This window comes from Paenibacillus sp. 1SOY10 (assembly GCF_056836745.1).
In genome coordinates this window covers 24,934-41,782 of sequence record NZ_JBXENK010000009.1, presented here as the reverse complement: position 1 = coordinate 41,782, position 16,849 = coordinate 24,934, and the positions used below count along the sequence as shown (strand labels likewise).

Below are 16,849 nucleotides of genomic sequence, written 5' to 3'. Positions count from 1 at the left end.
TATGACGACATTTCGAATCGCAACAGTAGAGGATGCACCGGAAATTCAAACGTTGTCGCATAAAGCGTACGCCTCCGTTCGCGACCTGGGTATCAACTTTGCAGCGGCAACGGCCGATTTGGCTACCGTGGAGAAGAATATCCGCAACAATATTTGCCTGGTGATGGAGGAAGACGGCAAAATTATCTCGACGATCTCCGTTCGCCTGCCTTGGGGACAGCAGCCTGGGCCGTTTGGATTGCCGCATGTCTGGTGGTTCGCTACGGACCCCGATGTGGGCCGCAAAGGAATTGGTCGTGAGATGATTACCTGGGCGGAGGAAAGCTTCGTCCGTGATACGTTAAGAGCTCCTGCCGTGTCTCTGGGCACAGCCGAGGAGCACCCGTGGTTAATTGAGATGTATGAGCGCCGTGGCTATGAGATCATGCATAAGAAAGCGCTGGGACGGGGACATATCACTGTGTTTATGAAAAAAGTGCTGAATCCTGCGTTTTTAGAAGGGGCGGATCATTAAATGAGTGGAGATCGTTACGACATCGACGGCATCACACCTCACGAGGCACTGCGTAACCCAGTCATTGATCAATTGGTTCGCCATAAATCGGTCCGCAGCTTCGAGCCGGGTCGCCCCTTGGAAGAAGGGGTCATTGAGACGATGCTGACCGCAGCGCAAAGTGCCCCGAATTCCTCGAATTTTCAATCCTGGAGCGTCATTGTTATTGAGGACCCGGAGCGTAAGGCGCAGTTGATGCAGCTATGTGACAATCAGGCCTTTATTGGGGAGTCCTCGGTGTTCCTGGTCTTTTGCGCGGATGCTTCCCGGCATAAATATGTAACGGATCGTCAGGGCTATCCGTTCAACTCGGATTATCTGGAGCTGCTGTTGGTATCCAGCTTCGATAGCATGCTCGCCGTGCAAAATGCTTCAACTGCCGCGGAATCGCTGGGCCTCGGCTGCTGTATGGTAGGAGCTATTCGGAACAAGGCCCGTGAAGTGGCCAAGCTGCTGAAGCTGCCTCCATTGTGCTATGCAACCGTCGGGCTCGCAGTAGGTTATCCTGCGCGTGACACCAAGGTGAAGCCACGTTTGCCGCAACAGGTGATCGTTCACCGTGAAGAATATTCGACGGCTGCGCTGGAAGAGGGAATTCAGGCCTATGATGCGAAGATGGCGAATACGGGTATTTATGAGGGACGGCGCATTAACATCCCCGGTGTCACACCGGAAGTGGAGCCGGAGCATTACGGCTGGCTCGAGCATACGGCCAGACGCATGGCGCGGGGGAATGATTTCCGCCGTGATTTGGCCCCATTTTTGACGGAGCATGGATTTACCTTGAAGTAAAGAACCAGTCTGGACAAGCCCAAGTTTTATTTTTTTGAACTACCTCTAAGGGAGGGCTCAAGCATGAGTAAGCAAACATCAGAAGCATCGGTAAGACTGGGACGCGATCTCTTATTCGATATGCTGACGGCATATGACATTCCTTATGTATTCGGAAATCCAGGGACCTCGGAGTTGCCTTTCATCGACGGCGCTGAGCAGTACGGACATATTGAGTATATCTCCGCCTTGCATGAGGCGAATGCGGTATCTATGGCGATGGGTTATGCCCGCCAATCCCACAAGCCAGGGGTGGCTATTGTGCATGTGGCCCCCGGACTGGCGAATGCCATGGGGAATATCTATAATGCCTACCGGGCAGGTATCCCGCTGGTGATTATTGCCGGGCAGCATCATAGTGATTGGCTGCTCGGGGAGCCAATTCTGGCGGGGGATCATGTGAAGCAGGTTGAGAGCATGACGAAGTGGGCCCATGAAATTCGCAATATGGCGGAATATCCTGTGGCTATGCAGCGTGCTTTTAAGGTAGCGATGACGGAGCCGAAGGGCCCCGTATTCTTATCTGTTCCGTACAACCTTTCATTGACACCGACCGAGGCACGGATTGGTAAGCCTGAGTTGTTCGAGCAGGCCATCTCTGTATCGAGATCATCGGTCAAGCTGTTTTTGGATAAATTATTGAGCCATGAGCGAATCCTGTTGATTAGCGGGGACCAGGTCGGAGATCAGCAGGCGGTGGGTCTTTTGCAGGAATGGGCAGAACTGCTAGGAGCACCGGTTATGGCGGAAGGGATGCCAACGCGGCAAAATATTGACTCCGCCCATCCCCAATATTTAGGCACATTCCCTATGAATGCGGGCGTCATCAGGCAGGTATATGCGGAATGTGATGCCCTGGTGATGGTCGGTACAACGGTCCAATTGCCGGCAGCGTTGTCTGATGGGTTGGGACTTCTGGTCGAGGATCAGAAGCCGGTGTTCTATATCCAGCAGGACGCCTGGGAGATTGCCAAGAATCCAGGTCTTGCCTACGGCTTGCAAGGCTCGGTTCGTGGCTTGCTGGAGCAGCTTGTCGAGGCAACTTCCGGTCTGTTGACCGAAGCCCTGCAGCAAGTGGTGCAGGAAAGAAGGAGCAAGACAGAGGAAGCCGCCGCACGCAGACGGGAGAGCTTGCAAGCGCAGCTAGAACAAGACCGGGCGGAGGAGCGTATTACGGCTTCGGTGTTGGCTGCTGAACTGAACCGGCAACTGGAGCCATTGCCTGAAGGGAAATTTACGCTCGTCAATGAGGCGGTCTCCAATTCGGTGGCGTTCGTTCAGCATATGCATCTGTGGGAACCCCATCAGTATACCGCGGGTAAGGGGGGAGGCCTTGGACATGGCGTAGGTCAGGCCCTTGGCATCAAGCTTGCTGACCCTGAGCGAACGGTGGTCTGTGCGGTGGGTGACGGTACCTTCTTGTATTATCCGCAGATTTTGTATAGCGCGGTGACTTATGACATTCCGGTGCTGTTCCTCATCGTACAGAATGAAGCTTATCGTGTCTTGAAGCAAGGCCTTCAGGCAATGGGAGAGCCGCTGGGTCATAAGGAGATTCCTTCTCTGGAGCTAGAGGGGGCAGCCCATATGATGAAGCTGGCCGAAGCCTTCGGTGTTGAAGGGGAGACGGTACGAGACAAGGAAGCATTGGCTCCTGCGTTGGAGCGGGCGCTTTCGAGAAGTCAGAAGCAGCCATACATGCTGGAGGTTTATGTAAAATAAAGCTGATGGTTGGTACTGATCAGGCTCGGGAGATTTGCGATTAGAAATGCGAGTTCAAAAAGTGGGGTTTACAGGATCAAGAGAATTCAAGATTTGATGCCAAATCTACTCCTCGAACTGCTTCGTTCTGGGAAGACGACTTTTTGAACAACCTCTAGAAGGAGCGAGAGTCCATGCAAAATCAAGCAGGTAAGCTATTTATAGGCGGTCAATGGCTGGAGACGGAGCAGCATATCGATGTGTTCAATCCGGCTACGCTGGAGAAAATCGCCGATGCTCCGCTAGCTAGTAGGGCACAGGTAACGGCTGCGGTGGATGCCGCAGCCGCAGCGTTGCCAGCTTGGAAAGCACGTACCGCGCAGGAGCGGGCGGTGCTGATGCTCAAATGGTATGCGCTGATTGAAGAGCATAAGGAGCGGATCGCTCGCACGATGACGGAGGAGCAAGGCAAGCCGTATCCGGAAGCGCTGGGCGAGGTCACTTACGCGAACAGCTTTGTACAATGGTTTGCAGAAGAGGGCAAGCGGGTCTACGGGGATACGGTGCCGGCTTCGCATCCCGACAAGCGGATTATCACCATCAAGCAGCCGGTAGGCGTGGTGGCGGCCATCACCCCTTGGAATTTCCCCGCGGCGATGATTACGCGCAAGATCAGCCCGGCGATTGCTGCTGGCTGTACGGTGGTTATCAAGCCTAGCGAGCTAACGCCGCTGACGGCTTATTTGTTAGCTGAGCTGGCGGAGCAAGCGGGCATTCCGGCAGGAGTCCTGAACGTGATTACGGGTGATCCTGAGCAAATCGGCAAGCTGTGGATGGATGATAAGCGGGTACGCAAGGTTTCTTTTACCGGCTCAACCCGGGTCGGCAAGCTGCTGATGGCCAGTGCTGCAGCCACGGTCAAAAATATATCGCTGGAGCTTGGTGGTCACGCGCCGTTTATTGTGACGCGGTCCGCCGATCTGGATTTGGCGGTACAGCATTTTATCGGGGTCAAGTTCAGAAATGCGGGACAGACCTGCGTGTGTCCGAACCGTGTTTATGTGCATAGCACCGTGAAGGAATTGTTTATTAGCAAGCTCACGGCCGCGCTAGAAGGCCTCAAGGTAGGCAACGGCCTGGAGGAGGGCGTGGCAATCGGAGCGCTGATTAACGAGCAGGGCAAGGAAAAAGTGGAGCGCCATATCGCAGATGCGGAGGCTCAAGGTGCCACGGTTATTCGCACCAAGCAAGCCTTGCCGCAGGAGGGGTATTTCGTAGCTCCCACGCTGTTAATCGACGTTAAAGAGAACATGCTGTGCATGAACGAAGAGACGTTTGGACCCGTTGCGCCTATCTTGGCCTACGACACGTTGGAGGAAGTCATTCAGCAGGCAAACGATACGCCTTACGGCTTGGCTGCCTATGTATTCAGCCAGCAGTTGACGGAGGCCTTCCACCTGAGTGAAGCCCTGGATTATGGCATCATCGGTCTGAACGACGGCTTCCCGGCGACAGCCCAGGCTCCGTTCGGCGGGATGAAGGAAAGCGGACTAGGCCGCGAAGGGGGATACTGGGGCCTGGACGAGTTCCTGGAAACCAAATATATCTCGATGAATTTAGGATAAATTCATACTTCGCTATACTATAGTGTAGTGAGGATTGAGAAGTACGAACTGAGAAATAAGGAACGAGGAGTAAGGAATGAGGTGTGGGATGCGAGGTGCGAATCCCAAGGGAAACTGATTTTCCTCGGCGGAGTCGCACCTTTTTGGTTTGGGATCGCCAGACCTCACCTATTTAACTGGAAATCCTCCCGCTAATTTGCGCAAATTAGCGGGAGGATTTCCCACTAGTTGTGGAAATACCGATCCAAGCTACAAATAGAGACGCACGGTAGATTGAACCGTGCGTCTTTGTCCTAGCGAGGTACTTAGCATCACACTCTATAAAGTAATAAAATACCGAATTTCCTCTTGATCCGCCGTAAAACCAAGGGACTGATAAAGAGTCAAGGCAGAGTGATTCGTAGTCAGCGCCGTCAGGCTGGCGTAGGGCAGGCCCCGGGCTTGGAGGTAAGTCAAAGCTTGAACCAGCAGGTGCTTGGCGATGCCGCGTTGTCTCCACGGCTTGCGGACGAATAGATCTTCAATCAAGCCATAGCCAGTCTCTTGCCAGACCATCAGGCTAGCCACAATCTGGTCTTCCTCTCGTACGACCAAGGCGGTCCAATGGGGTTTACTTTTGTATTCAGCCAGACGGCCCTGTCCCAAAGGGGTATCGGGCCAAATCTCGGCTTCGATATCCAGATAGGTGCTTTCCTCCTCGGGGGTTCTCATGCTCCAAGGCGAGTAGCTAAGCCCCTTGGGAATTGCTGCTGTCGGAATGGCTTCCTTCAGGCTACGGCTCATGCTAAACAAGCTATTTAAATAGTTAAATCCTTGTTGAACAAAAAATTCCTCATTCGCTGTTTCTTCCTTCAAATAACCCACACATAACCGCGTTTCGTATGCCGCAGGCAACGTTGCTTGGAGTTGCCGGGCTCTTTGCAGAAGCGGTTGGTAAACTTGATTCAGCAGATCATAGTCCCTGTCCCTCTGGGGCAAAGCCTTGAGATTAACATAGATGGAGTGATAATTCTCTGCCGGACGCCCTGGGGGCACCGTGTTAATGATGCTTACTTGTCCTTTGGCAACCATTTTCCCATCCTCAAACGCACAGTAAACATTCTCCCAATGCTCTTCCTCTCCAATCCACCAGAAGATAGAGTTCCCCTGAGTAGTTATGGCCTGATACAATTCACCGAGTAGAGGCATATCTTCTTGCCGGAATGGACGAATGACCGTATTGGATGTTTGATTCAATATTGAAACCCTCTTCGTGGAAGGGACTTCGCAGTTTACAGGGCAATGATGCGAGCTTTCCCTTCAAAATGTCCCTTCAATAACCGCCCGTTGTCCATCACAAGCGCCTCCCTTTTGCTAATTTCCAGACTAATGCTCACTGTGTACGTTAGCATAATTTGAGCGACGCCTCCAAGTTACTTAATGGCTATAATTGTTCTTTCCTGACTAAGCCATCAGGCTGCCTAGTCCGCGGGTCACGTACGGGAGCGCCAACTCTATATATTGCTCGGCAGGTAAATTGCTGTTCTGACGCCAATCCATGGACGCGCCAATCATTCCCCAGCTAAGCATGACCGCTGCAACTCTCAAGGACTCATTACTGGCTCCACCATGCTGATTCATTAGCATTTGGCCGAAGGCCTGTTCCAATTCCTTCTGAATGATGGCTTCAATGGTAGTCTTAAATGTCTCAAAGCCGCTGCGGCAGCGTGCGTAGAGGCTAGTTTGAAACCGGGTGACGCACAGGAAAATATCTGTAATCGTCGCTGCGTCCAGCAGGGTGTATCCGGCAATCTGGTGGCATACGGTATCTGTGAACTCTTTGCGCAACACCTTCTCCAGCAGGTCATATTTGTCAACAAAATGATAATAAAAAGTCGCTCGGTTCACGGTTGCCTCATGGGTGATATCCTGGATAGTAATGTCCTTGAACTCCTTGCTGGTCAGCAGGTGGGCAAAGGCGTCCATAATCAACTTCTGTGTTCGAACGATGCGTGGATCAAGCTTGGTTGTTGTTGTCACGAGAGTCCCTCATTTCATTCATAAACTTTTAAAGACAAATGGATCAATATGTTGTATATCCGACGCTGCTTGGGAATTGTCGGTTGATTGGTAAGCTGAACTATTTTATGATAACTATACAACAAATGTTGTATAAACTAAAAGTGTTGCAATATATAAAAAGAATGCAGAAGGTAATGTTGCTCTTACGGGCAGAAATGGACTGAAAGCACGGATTTATAGGGAGTTTTTCCAGCTAAACACCGAAAATCGGCTCATTTCCATAAATTAGCGGGAGAATTTCCTACTAATGGGTAAGGCCGAGCTTCTTCGCTGAGGTTATGACCTTATGGCGCCTATTGAGCTATGGCCCTATGGCGGCTAGTGAGCAGGTCCGGGGTTTCTTCGCCAAGGTTGTGGCTGTGTGGCAACCAGCGCTGCAAGTCGGGGCTTCTGCTCTTCCCCCAAGGTTACTCCTGTATAGCCCCAGCCCCGCATACTCCAAACCAATACTAGTTTTCCAATCATCCCCCTCAACGCTTCACCTGAGGGGGATTTTTCCTGTGTCCAGCGCATCACATAGTGCCAGCCCGCCAGCTTCTATTCTCCCACCATTCTCCCTTCACAAAAGCAACCATCTCGATCTTCTTTCCCAATGTGGCCGTGCGGTTGCGCGCATGCTATTCTGTAATCACTCAACAGCTTAAACCATTAGTCCCAAGGGAGGAAGGTCATGACGGATCAGGATAGCAGCATGAGTCTGTTGCAGGAGTTCAAGGGTAATCGGAAGCTGCTCAACGCCATTGGTGACGAGACCAGACAAGCGATTATTATCACTCTCATGCAAGGGACGTGGTCGCCGGGGATGAGAGTCGGGGAGATTACAGAACACACCAATTTGTCCCGTCCCGCGGTGTCGCATCAACTGAAAATTTTGAAAGAGGCCAAGGTCATCAACGTACGCAAGCAAGGGACGATGAATTTTTACTATCTGGATGCGGTAAGCGAGTTAAAGGGACTTAAAGCTCTGATTGAGCATTTTATCAGGGATTGCAAGCAACAAGAAGGAGGGGATCAGTAAATGTATCAAGGGAAAACAGCGCTAATCACAGGAGCATCCTCCGGCATTGGAGAATCCTTCGCGCACGAATTGGCGGGCAAAGGAATGAACTTAATTGTTGTCGCTCGCTCCGAAAGTAAGCTGAAGCAACTTGCCCAGACACTCATGGCTAAGCATAACGTACAAGTGGATGTCGTCGTAGCCGATCTGACGCAGGATGGTGTAGCCCATAGCGTGTATGATCAGATTACGCAATTGCAGCGCAAGGTGGATTTGCTGGTTAATAATGCGGGCGTGGCTTACTATGGTGTTTTTGATAAAATGTCTTTGGAAAAGCAAGAGAATGAGATTAAATTAAACGTCTTGACGGTGGTCAGCTTGACACACCTCATTTTGCAAGACATGCTTAAACGCCGTCAGGGGGCTATTATCAATGTAGCCTCAGGCTCCGGGTTTCAACCCACGCCCTTCATGGCCGTATATGGCGCAACCAAAGCATTCATCATCTCTTGGAGCGAATCATTATGGGCAGAAACCAGAAGCCAAGGAATTACCGTCGTTACTTTATGCCCGGGCCGTACGGCAACCAATATACAGGAGGTAATGGGCGGGGATACCGGGGCTCCAGGCAAGGATGTACCGCCTGCCCAGGTCGTGCAAACGGGACTGCGTGCGCTGGAGAAAGACAAGATGACGGTGATTGATGGTGTAGGAAACTATTGGGTAGCGCAGCTTGCTCGTTTATTTCCTCGTAAATTTGTTGTCAATCTTTCCTATCGTATCTTTGGCAAAAATGTCACTCATGGCGTTTAGCGGACAATCTAAGTTCAGGGAGATCCCTGATTACTCATAATAAGGAAGAGAATGCGAAATTGGCGTTCTCTTTTTTTCTTTACAATATTTTCATGGTTTTAACATATATGTTGTCTTGCTCTAATACTTAGCACCTAACATGGCAATAGGTATGGCTAGATGATGCTAAAAAATACCTTTGCGAAGGAGACTCGGGATGATGAGTATGAAGAATGTAAAGACCAAAATAGCAGGTTTACTATTAGGTGCAATGCTGATTGCTCCAGTATCTGCCGGGAATGCCTTTGCGCAGGAAGAGAACGCCAAATTGTATCAACCGGATGGATTTGGCAAATTGGCCTCGGTCGGCCTGGCCACCTCAACCTCTACGGTAAACAAGCCAGCAGTAGCTCCCCACGTCAAGAATAATGCGCCTAATCGTATTGTAGCTACCTTTAATGGGGACACACGGACGCAAATGGGCTTTAACTGGTATACCTCGGATCAATTTCAAGATGCTTATGTATGGGTAAGCGAATCGAATACGATGGCTGAACCGGTCTCTTTCAAAGCTACGGCTAAAGTCGTGGAGGCTCATTACATAGAGCGGGACAAGAACGGATTTTTGATCTTTGCCAAGGTAAAAACGGATGAAAATAAGAAGCAATCGATTGTGGGCTATTTTACGGATGAAGGTACGGTCGGAGAAAGCTTCAACCCGAGCAAGGAGCTTGGTGAAGATTCAGACCTTTCCTCCAAGGTGCAAGTGCAGAAGGTAAAGGAAGCCTCCTACAAAGCACTGGCAACAGGGCTAAAGCCAAATACCCAATACTACTATCAGGTGGGGTCGGAGAAGGGGCAAAAGAGCGCAGTAGGGCAATTTAAGACATCGGGCGACTCCGGGGATACCTTCAAGTTCATCCATTATACGGATACACAAAATGCGTACTGGAACGAGCATGCGAGAAATGAAGCAGCCTATGGGGCAAGTACACTTGAAAAGGCGCTGGAAACAGCAGGAGATGCCAACTTTGTCGTTCATACTGGCGATGTTGTAGAAATTGCTGAGGTGGAGGACGAATGGGTTGATTTGTTCAGCCAATCCCAAAGTTCTTTGTTAATGGGGCCATTAGCTCCTGCCTCTGGCAATCATGATGAGGCAGCACTGACCAGCGGTGAGAAATTTCTGGAATCCTTCAACGACCACTTCAATGTACCAGCAGCGCAGGGGAAAATTGATGGTGGCTCTTATTATTCCTATGATTATAACGGCGTTCATTTCGTTGTCGCTAACACCAATGATAATAAAAATGAAGACAAGAAGGCGCTTGGCAAGGAACAAATGGACTGGATTAGACAGGACGTAGAGCAAGCGAGGAAGAAGGGTGCAAAATGGGTTGTGCTGCAATACCACAAGCCTCTGTTCTCCAAGTCATATCACTCCCTATCTGATGAAGACGTTCAAAATGTCAGAGACGATTTTATGAAGCTGATCGATGATCTGGACATTGATGTGGCCATGCAAGGACATGATCATGTGATGTCGGTCACGAAATCCTTAAAATATGCTCCTAAATCGGAGAGCTTTGCGAATGCCCAGATCGATTATGCGAATATGACAACTGGAGCAGATCAGGTCGAATATTATGATAATCCGCAGGGGACGGTCTTTATTTTACCGAACACGGGTGGGACTAAGGCTTATGATGATATCTATGGCAAGTCCCTGGAGCATATCAAGCAAGTCAGACCTAAACTGAGCTGGTTAACTCAGGAGAATCTGGATCATTACAACTCGTTGTTTGCCTTTGGCAACCAGCCACAGAAGAGTGAGAAGTTCACCAAGTCTCATTCTAATAACAGAGATTCCTCCCAACAGAACTTCGCCGTTTATGAATTTAATGATAATGAACTCACCGTTAAGGTGTATCAGGTATATGGCGATTTGTCCAAGTACGAGTCAAGACAAGTGAAGCTGGTCCATGAGTTTGGCATTCAGAAGAATTAATTTCAGCAGCTAGCACCTTTCCGAGGGAATTTTGTTATTCGCCCACCAAAATAGCTATAATAAACTTAACTATTGATGGAAAGGGTTGGATACCATTAAACTACGGGATAAAGTGATTGTCGTTACGGGTGCGGGTGGCGGAATTGGAAGACAATTGGTGCTGAACCTACTGGGCAGAGGGGCACATGTGGCCGCTGTCGATATTAGCAAGGAAGCTCTGGAGGGAACCGTTCAAGCGGCGGGCAGCCATAGCAGCAAGCTGTCCATCCACACGTTGAATTTAACGGAGCGGGAAGTGGTTGAGGCCCTGCCCGAACAGGTGATCGAGCGCCACGGGCAAGTGGATGGCATCCTGAATAATGCCGGGATTATCCACCCGTTCATCCATGTGAATGATCTTGATTACGACAAGATTAAGCAGGTCATGGATATTAACTTTTACGGGACGCTCTATATGGTGAAGACCTTTCTTCCGCATTTGCTGGCAAGACCGGCTGCGCATATCTGCAACGTGTCGAGCATGGGGGGATTCCTTCCGGTTCCCGGTCAGACGATTTACGGGGCATCCAAGGCTGCAGTGAAGCTGCTGACCGAAGGGTTACAGGCTGAGCTTAAGGATACGAATGTGAAGGTCACGGTGGTGTTCCCGGGTGGGGTAAGCACCAATATTATGAAGAATTCCGGCATCGACAATATGGACAATACAGAAGCTAGTCAGGAGCAGTTGGCGCAATTGCTAACCCCTGAGCAAGCCGCTGAAATTATTGTGAGCGGGATGGAAAGTGATAAAGTACGCATTTACGCAGGCAAAGACTCCCGACTCATGGACAAAATATATCGGCTCAGCCCGGCAAAAGCTACCAACCTGATTGCTGATAAAATGAAGGACCTCGTCTAAGAGGGGAATGCAGTAGAGGTATTTGCACAAAATGTTCGAAAAAAATAGCCGTCCTGTCGAGCGTATCGGAAGCGCAGCAGGACGGCTATTTTCTATAATATAGTGGGGAGCATTTTATGCCCGTGGCTTAAAGATACCAAATGGGCGTCCAACGGGCAGGAAGCTTCTTCCAAAGTGGACATTAAGCACGGCTGCCCCTGCTCCATAGAGGGATAGAAGCCCGATACAGAGCTCTGCCCATGCCGCCAGAGCATGTGAAAGTTCAGGAAGAATGCCAAAGGCATCCAGACTCAGCCCCAGAAACAGGACATCAATCAGAGCAAAAATGAAGAAGAGCACTTTATGTGTCTCCATCGCACCGATGGTCATAAATAACGTGAAAATGAGGTAGCCAAGGAAGGCAAAGCCTAATTGTTTGCCGTCCACACCGGAAGCAAGCTCAGCCCCGAATACCCCCAGCTTGATCAGCCAGCTTGTCCCCATGGCGAACCAGAAAAAGGCATAGGCTCCAAATGCGGTCATGCCAAAGGTGTTATTATGCTTGCCGTCCTGAATGCTGGCAAATAACTGCGCGAACGCTCCAAGAAAGATGGCCCATGGAATGGCGTAGCTGAGGCCCTCCGTCCATCCCAGCTTTTGTGAGGATGCCACCAGAGTGACAATCGCCAGCCCGAATAAGCCGATTCCGCTGGGATCGGCCGTAATGATTTTTACTTGTGTTGATGTTGCGTTGTGCATAGTGTAGGTTGAGCCTCCATAGTTCATTTCGCTGCCATTCCTCCGATACCGCAGAATGGACACATGGATGTATTGTAACTGACCAAGGGGAGTACGTATAGTGGTCATTTTGTTACAACCAAAATAGTAGATGATTTGAGAAGTTTTTGTTCATTTATAGAGTATAGAAATGGTTCTTGAGGGCATCTAATCTCTCAAGTATCAGATGCTTCAAGCTGGCAGGCTGAATAGAGGACAACGCCTCCCCGTAAGCCAGGAAGTAGCTGGCGATAAACCGCTCTTCTCCCTTGTTGTAAAAGCCTCGTATGATGTGCTTGCCATGCTCGTGGTACAACTCCATGGACGGATAATGCTCCTTATGGAACAGGTCCACCCCTTTCGCAGACACTTCGACTTCGAACCAGGTCGCATCCGGCTCGCGATACATCTCTCTGGCATCACTAAAAAAGTCGGCCAGCGGCTTGGCCTTATATTGATCAGATGGCCCCACGGCATGGATCTTATCACAGCGGAACACTTGCGGCTTCTGTGTCTGGAAGTTGTAAGCTGTCGCATACCACTGCCCATAGGCCGAGGTAATATCAAAGAACTGGACGTAGTAACGTTTGAGGTTGAGACTATCCCCTTTGGCATAACGCACCTCGCACACTTTTTCTTCCACGGCCATGTGCAGAATCTGGTCCAGGTATTTGCACTCATTGTTGCTCTGGTAACTGTGCAGGCTAAAGATCAATTCCATCTTCCGCAGCTTCTGCTTCCGTTCCTCGGAAATACATCCCTCGAACTTCTGCTTCAAGGTGGCGACGCTCAAGTGAAAGGGCGTGGATTGATAAGCACTTAACGTCTGCATGGAAAAATATAAGGCTTGCACCTCATCTACAGTGAACACAATGGGCGACAATAGGCGGTTGGGCAGAATGCCATAGTATCCGTTGCGTCCGGGCTTGGAATAAATAGGCATGCCGATTTCTTCCAAGGACCCTATATCGCGCAGGGCGGTGCTTTTTGAAATAGCGTATCGCTCCATGATGTGCTTGAGCTGGAAGGACTTCTTATCATTGAGGTAGATCATCATATCGTTCAGACGTTCTGACTTTCTCATGCAGATTCCTCTTTCTGATTAAAAGGTTTCATTTATTGACACCATTTAATAATATACTACAACTCAGAACGACAATAAAAGGAGTGTAGGATATATGAATACAGAACAAGAATTTATCCGTATGATGGACATCCAGACCGAGCTTGCCTTGGCGACTTCGGTCCAGGATCAGCCCAATGTGAGAATTGTAAATTTTGTTTATGACAAGGATGCCAAGATGATTATGTTCACCAGCTTCGTTCAAAATCAAAAGGTCAAAGAAATGGAAGTCAACGCGAGCGTAGCCTTTACCACCGTCCCCCATGAGGGAACCCAGCATGTCAAGGCGAAAGGGAAGGTGCAGAGAAGCCGCCATACGGTGGCCGAGGTAGCGGATTTATTTAACCAGAAAATCCCTGGCTACCATGAAGTGGTAGAACAGGGCGGGGATGCGTTGGTGCTCTATGAGATTATCTTCGATTCAGCCGTCGTCACGTTGGATTTTGAGCATATCGGAAAGTACAGCCTGGCGGATTGATGCTTTTAGCAAGGGAGGAGGGGCGCTGCGAGATTGCAGCGCCTTTTGCTTACTGCATCACACCTTCATAGGATGTGCAAGTCTTCGAACTCGACTCTGATCGAGTCCCCTTCATAATAGAAGCGCAGAAGCAATGTCCAGTCGTTCAAGTCTCCGTTCACGGTAAGAGCATATTCGCAAGTCATACCCGAGCCGTCGTTAAAATGATAGAACTGCAACTGCTTGTACTCGTAGTTGGGACGGAAGGTGCAAGGCACACCGTAGACATCAATTCCCCCGGTCTCCTCCACAATATGCTCTCTCATTTGCTGTAGCCATTCAGGTGTATAGCTGCCCATATCATCCACAAGCGTGGGAATACGATCCAAATCTCCTTGAGCAAGCGCATCAACAATCGCTTGGAGTGTAGGCATCACATCCTGCTCCTCGTGGTCCTTCGTTCTTGGAATCATAGCCTGGCCTCCGGGTGTTCGTAGTAGGTAAGTTTTATTTTATGGCTCTAAGAAAAAGCTGCAATAGCGCATATGCATCTTTACGTTGCGTATCTGTACATTGATCAAGAGCATCAATGATTAGCTTGGATTCATCGTTATTATGGGACTTGTCCAACTGGCCTAGAAGAAGCTGATCAGGAGACAATTTTAGTAAGGAACAGACGGCAAGCATGGTTTCAATCGACATCCCCACTTTTCCACGCTCAATATCAGCGCAAAACTTAGGTACACGTCCTATCCGCTCTGCGAATTCTTCTTGAGAAAGACCTAACGCTTTTCTACGGGAACGAATGCGTTCACCGACAGCTATTTTATCATAATCGGTCATGTTAAATCCTTCCTGAATCATAGTTTTCAAGTACTATTATGTAGGAGTTTTAAATTGACTTTAATGAGTTATAAAAGTAATATTTATAGTAGTTTTAAGATTCTATATTCTTTCCTCTAAAGGTTGAAGAAATACGTTGTTTGAAAAAGGAGAGGTAGAATGCCAGTTCCTATATGGTTCCTTAATGCCATTCGTCAAAGGCTGGACTTGATTATGCTGGACATTGAACGGCAGTCAGAATGGCGTAAGCTTCGGGCTGAAGAGCGTAGCGCCTTTGCAGAAATGTTTCCTGGTGAGGACAAAATGAAGGGGGCAGATTATTTGGAATGGGAGGACAAGCATCTATTCAGACGAGCTGTTGAACATGAATTACTTTATACCCAAGGTGTGAAGGATGGTATCCAACTGATGATTGGCATAATGGAAGAAGTGAATAGTAAATAAGGAGCAAATACGCTTTGGGGCGAAACTTCAAGCAGCATTGCTGGAAGAACGAGTGGAAAAATGGTATTGCACTTGTGGTTGCAATTTCTAAAAAATACAACAATAATTAGGGTAACTGTATTGTGAAAATCATTTTGGTGCGAACCCCAAGCGAACATGATTTTCCTGGGAGATTCGCACCAAAATAAGTTACTTTCATTTCTTTATATGTAAAAATATAGAATTATTTGAGCCGTTTTTAATTAAAGTAAGGCTATGAATGGCTAATTAGGCAGCATAATACCCTTATTATGTTAAAAATCGGGGTCGCACCTTACGCAGGTGCGTGGATTGAAATCACTCGTAAGATTGTTGACCCCCGGAAGACGACGGTCGCACCTTACGCAGGTGCGTGGATTGAAATCAGGATGAACGTATTGCCAGTAAGTGGATCATTGTGTCGCACCTTACGCAGGTGCGTGGATTGAAATTTCTTCTCCGAACCCTGTGTTGTGTGGCGGGTGTGGTCGCACCTTACATAGGTGCGTGGATTGAAATTTCGCCAGCCCGGTCTGACTCAAAAAGCAGGGGACCGTCGCACCTTACATAGGTGCGTGGATTGAAATTACGCACTTGTAAACAGGTCTGTCCCAAAAGTCCTTGTCGCACCTTACGCAGGTGCGCGGAATGTAATAACACGAAAGAGGGGTGATTTTTAGGAGGTTCCAGTCGCACCTTACACTGTTGTATAGAGCGAACGGCTTATGTACTTGCTGCCCCTATTAACTTACACATCCAGTAATCTATAGAATTGGAGAAAAGTATGCATCAACAAAACACTATTTTTTCTTTGGAGTACCTGCCATTGCTTATTAGATTAAACTGTCAGGAGGCTGCTAGATTGCCAGCTTTTCTTGGCTCGACCCTGCATGGGATTGTCGGGTGGGCGTTGCAGAATGATAGGGAGGCCTATACTTACTTGTTTGAGAACCGTCGTTTGGGAGGGGCGAAGCAAGATATAGTTAATCCATACATGATTGAGCCGCCGAGACCTCGCAGTGTTTATCATTCAGGAGATGAGCTTTCCTTCAAGCTTGTGCTGTTTGGAAATGCTATAAACTATGCCGAAAGAGTGGTAACTACCCTAGCAAAAGCCGATACCTTTAGGCTAGGGGCTGAACGGAAAAGCTTTAAATTATTGGATATCCTACATGCTGAACGATTTTCTTCTATATGGCAAAGAGGTCATGTTCATACGAATTCAATAACTCCTGTCAATATTAATTCTGTTGCAACAACAGAGTTTGCCAAGTGGTGTTCTATTCATCTATTGACACCCGTTCGCATTCGACGTGGCGGGGAACTAGTGCAGCATATTGATTTCTCAACTATTATACGAGGCGGGGTTCGAAGAATAGAGACGTTAACCGAGCGCTATGGTGGGTTGATTAATGGAGATATGGCTACAAATGCTATTACTTTGGCAGGGGAGGCACAGCAAATTTCTTCCGGTTTATATCTGAATGAAATGCATAGGTATTCCAATCGTAAGAGTGAATCTGTAGATTGGAGTGGAATGCTTGGGGCTATGACTTTTGAAGGCGAATTGAGTATTTTTACCCCTTGGTTAAATGCGGTGCGTATCTTGCATGTTGGACGGAACACAACTTTTGGCTGTGGGCAGCTAGATGTTGTTTATCGATAGAAGGAAGATTAAAAACTGCCTAGGTGTGCGTTCTGACTCTGTCAGGAGCATGCCTTTTTAGTATTTTAGACCTATT

Annotated in this window: 17 protein-coding genes and 1 CRISPR repeat array; of the genes, 11 read left to right on the top strand and 6 right to left on the bottom strand. The window is 48.7% G+C overall.

What is annotated here, in order from left to right; genetic code table 11:
- Nucleotide 1: 1 nt before the first annotated feature.
- From AC1VOR_RS18220 to AC1VOR_RS18205, 4 genes are all read left to right on the top strand, one after another.
- A complete protein-coding gene (locus AC1VOR_RS18220) occupies nt 2-514 on the top strand; it encodes a GNAT family N-acetyltransferase (RefSeq protein ID WP_482619881.1) in 513 nt (170 codons plus the stop codon).
- On the top strand, nt 515-1,345 hold the full coding sequence (locus tag AC1VOR_RS18215) for an NADPH-dependent oxidoreductase (RefSeq protein ID WP_482619880.1): 831 nt from the start codon (nt 515-517) through the stop codon (nt 1,343-1,345).
- Nucleotides 1,346-1,408: 63 nt separating this feature from the next.
- The gene (locus AC1VOR_RS18210; RefSeq protein ID WP_482619878.1) at nt 1,409-3,106 is read left to right on the top strand and encodes a thiamine pyrophosphate-binding protein; all 1,698 of its coding nucleotides are present in this window, start codon (nt 1,409-1,411) and stop codon (nt 3,104-3,106) included.
- 173 nt (nt 3,107-3,279) lie between these two features.
- On the top strand, nt 3,280-4,710 hold the full coding sequence (locus AC1VOR_RS18205) for an NAD-dependent succinate-semialdehyde dehydrogenase (protein ID WP_482619876.1): 1,431 nt from the start codon (nt 3,280-3,282) through the stop codon (nt 4,708-4,710).
- A 318-nt stretch (nt 4,711-5,028) separates the two neighbouring features.
- Here AC1VOR_RS18205 and AC1VOR_RS18200 read toward each other — a convergent pair whose 3' ends face one another.
- Together AC1VOR_RS18200 and AC1VOR_RS18195 are read right to left on the bottom strand one after the other, a co-directional pair.
- Entirely contained in the window at nt 5,029-5,946 is a 918-nt protein-coding gene (locus AC1VOR_RS18200) for a GNAT family N-acetyltransferase (protein WP_482619874.1), read from the bottom strand.
- Nucleotides 5,947-6,153: 207 nt separating this feature from the next.
- Nucleotides 6,154-6,729, bottom strand: a complete 576-nt coding sequence (locus AC1VOR_RS18195; protein ID WP_482619872.1) for a TetR family transcriptional regulator — start codon at nt 6,727-6,729, stop codon at nt 6,154-6,156.
- Between the two features lie 712 nt (nt 6,730-7,441).
- On the opposite strand from AC1VOR_RS18195, the gene AC1VOR_RS18190 reads away from it, so the two are divergent.
- The 4 genes from AC1VOR_RS18190 to AC1VOR_RS18175 all read left to right on the top strand — a co-directional run bounded on the left by AC1VOR_RS18190 (nt 7,442) and on the right by AC1VOR_RS18175 (nt 11,466).
- The gene (locus tag AC1VOR_RS18190) at nt 7,442-7,789 is read left to right on the top strand and encodes an ArsR/SmtB family transcription factor (protein ID WP_482619871.1); all 348 of its coding nucleotides are present in this window, start codon (nt 7,442-7,444) and stop codon (nt 7,787-7,789) included.
- Entirely contained in the window at nt 7,790-8,581 is a 792-nt protein-coding gene (locus AC1VOR_RS18185; protein ID WP_482619870.1) for an SDR family NAD(P)-dependent oxidoreductase, read from the top strand.
- 196 nt (nt 8,582-8,777) lie between these two features.
- Complete coding sequence (locus AC1VOR_RS18180) at nt 8,778-10,568, top strand: purple acid phosphatase family protein (protein ID WP_482619868.1); 1,791 nt, start codon at nt 8,778-8,780, stop codon at nt 10,566-10,568.
- Nucleotides 10,569-10,653: 85 nt separating this feature from the next.
- Nucleotides 10,654-11,466 carry an SDR family NAD(P)-dependent oxidoreductase gene (locus tag AC1VOR_RS18175; protein WP_482619867.1) on the top strand — a complete coding sequence of 271 codons (813 nt, stop codon included), beginning with the start codon at nt 10,654-10,656 and terminating at the stop codon, nt 11,464-11,466.
- Between the two features lie 114 nt (nt 11,467-11,580).
- On the opposite strand, the gene AC1VOR_RS18170 is transcribed toward AC1VOR_RS18175, so the two are convergent.
- Nucleotides 11,581-12,204 carry an acetate uptake transporter gene (locus tag AC1VOR_RS18170; RefSeq protein ID WP_482619865.1) on the bottom strand — a complete coding sequence of 208 codons (624 nt, stop codon included), beginning with the start codon at nt 12,202-12,204 and terminating at the stop codon, nt 11,581-11,583.
- Between the two features lie 154 nt (nt 12,205-12,358).
- A complete protein-coding gene (locus AC1VOR_RS18165) occupies nt 12,359-13,306 on the bottom strand; it encodes a helix-turn-helix transcriptional regulator (protein WP_482619863.1) in 948 nt (315 codons plus the stop codon).
- A 94-nt stretch (nt 13,307-13,400) separates the two neighbouring features.
- Here AC1VOR_RS18165 and AC1VOR_RS18160 point away from each other — a divergent pair, with 94 nt between their 5' ends.
- On the top strand, nt 13,401-13,823 hold the full coding sequence (locus AC1VOR_RS18160; protein ID WP_482619861.1) for a pyridoxamine 5'-phosphate oxidase family protein: 423 nt from the start codon (nt 13,401-13,403) through the stop codon (nt 13,821-13,823).
- Nucleotides 13,824-13,888: 65 nt separating this feature from the next.
- Here the strand turns inward: AC1VOR_RS18160 and AC1VOR_RS18155 are convergent, their stop codons facing one another.
- Both AC1VOR_RS18155 and AC1VOR_RS18150 read right to left on the bottom strand, forming a co-directional pair.
- Nucleotides 13,889-14,275 carry a DUF7668 domain-containing protein gene (locus tag AC1VOR_RS18155; protein WP_482619859.1) on the bottom strand — a complete coding sequence of 129 codons (387 nt, stop codon included), beginning with the start codon at nt 14,273-14,275 and terminating at the stop codon, nt 13,889-13,891.
- A gap of 34 nt (nt 14,276-14,309) precedes the next feature.
- Nucleotides 14,310-14,645 carry a helix-turn-helix domain-containing protein gene (locus tag AC1VOR_RS18150; protein ID WP_059050777.1) on the bottom strand — a complete coding sequence of 112 codons (336 nt, stop codon included), beginning with the start codon at nt 14,643-14,645 and terminating at the stop codon, nt 14,310-14,312.
- 159 nt (nt 14,646-14,804) lie between these two features.
- Here AC1VOR_RS18150 and AC1VOR_RS18145 point away from each other — a divergent pair, with 159 nt between their 5' ends.
- Both AC1VOR_RS18145 and cas6 read left to right on the top strand, forming a co-directional pair.
- Nucleotides 14,805-15,089 (top strand): hypothetical protein, encoded by a 285-nt coding sequence (locus AC1VOR_RS18145; protein ID WP_482619858.1) that lies wholly within the window; start codon nt 14,805-14,807, stop codon nt 15,087-15,089.
- Nucleotides 15,090-15,394: 305 nt separating this feature from the next.
- A CRISPR array of direct repeats spans nt 15,395-15,762; the repeat unit is 32 nt; unit sequence GTCGCACCTTACGCAGGTGCGTGGATTGAAAT.
- A 129-nt stretch (nt 15,763-15,891) separates the two neighbouring features.
- Entirely contained in the window at nt 15,892-16,773 is an 882-nt protein-coding gene (cas6, locus tag AC1VOR_RS18140) for a CRISPR system precrRNA processing endoribonuclease RAMP protein Cas6 (RefSeq protein WP_482619857.1), read from the top strand.
- Nucleotides 16,774-16,849: the final 76 nt, after the last annotated feature.

Coding starts and splice junctions, on each gene's coding strand:
- AC1VOR_RS18210 (WP_482619878.1), top strand. CDS start 1,409: ATGAGTAAGCAAACATCAGAAGCATCGGTAAGACTGGGACGCGATCTC.
- cas6 (WP_482619857.1), top strand. CDS start 15,892: ATGCATCAACAAAACACTATTTTTTCTTTGGAGTACCTGCCATTGCTT.
- AC1VOR_RS18220 (WP_482619881.1), top strand. CDS start 2: ATGACGACATTTCGAATCGCAACAGTAGAGGATGCACCGGAAATTCAA.
- AC1VOR_RS18150 (WP_059050777.1), bottom strand. CDS start 14,645: ATGACCGATTATGATAAAATAGCTGTCGGTGAACGCATTCGTTCCCGT.
- AC1VOR_RS18155 (WP_482619859.1), bottom strand. CDS start 14,275: ATGATTCCAAGAACGAAGGACCACGAGGAGCAGGATGTGATGCCTACA.
- AC1VOR_RS18170 (WP_482619865.1), bottom strand. CDS start 12,204: ATGCACAACGCAACATCAACACAAGTAAAAATCATTACGGCCGATCCC.
- AC1VOR_RS18215 (WP_482619880.1), top strand. CDS start 515: ATGAGTGGAGATCGTTACGACATCGACGGCATCACACCTCACGAGGCA.
- AC1VOR_RS18190 (WP_482619871.1), top strand. CDS start 7,442: ATGACGGATCAGGATAGCAGCATGAGTCTGTTGCAGGAGTTCAAGGGT.
- AC1VOR_RS18145 (WP_482619858.1), top strand. CDS start 14,805: ATGCCAGTTCCTATATGGTTCCTTAATGCCATTCGTCAAAGGCTGGAC.
- AC1VOR_RS18205 (WP_482619876.1), top strand. CDS start 3,280: ATGCAAAATCAAGCAGGTAAGCTATTTATAGGCGGTCAATGGCTGGAG.
- AC1VOR_RS18165 (WP_482619863.1), bottom strand. CDS start 13,306: ATGAGAAAGTCAGAACGTCTGAACGATATGATGATCTACCTCAATGAT.
- AC1VOR_RS18160 (WP_482619861.1), top strand. CDS start 13,401: ATGAATACAGAACAAGAATTTATCCGTATGATGGACATCCAGACCGAG.
- AC1VOR_RS18185 (WP_482619870.1), top strand. CDS start 7,790: ATGTATCAAGGGAAAACAGCGCTAATCACAGGAGCATCCTCCGGCATT.
- AC1VOR_RS18180 (WP_482619868.1), top strand. CDS start 8,778: ATGATGAGTATGAAGAATGTAAAGACCAAAATAGCAGGTTTACTATTA.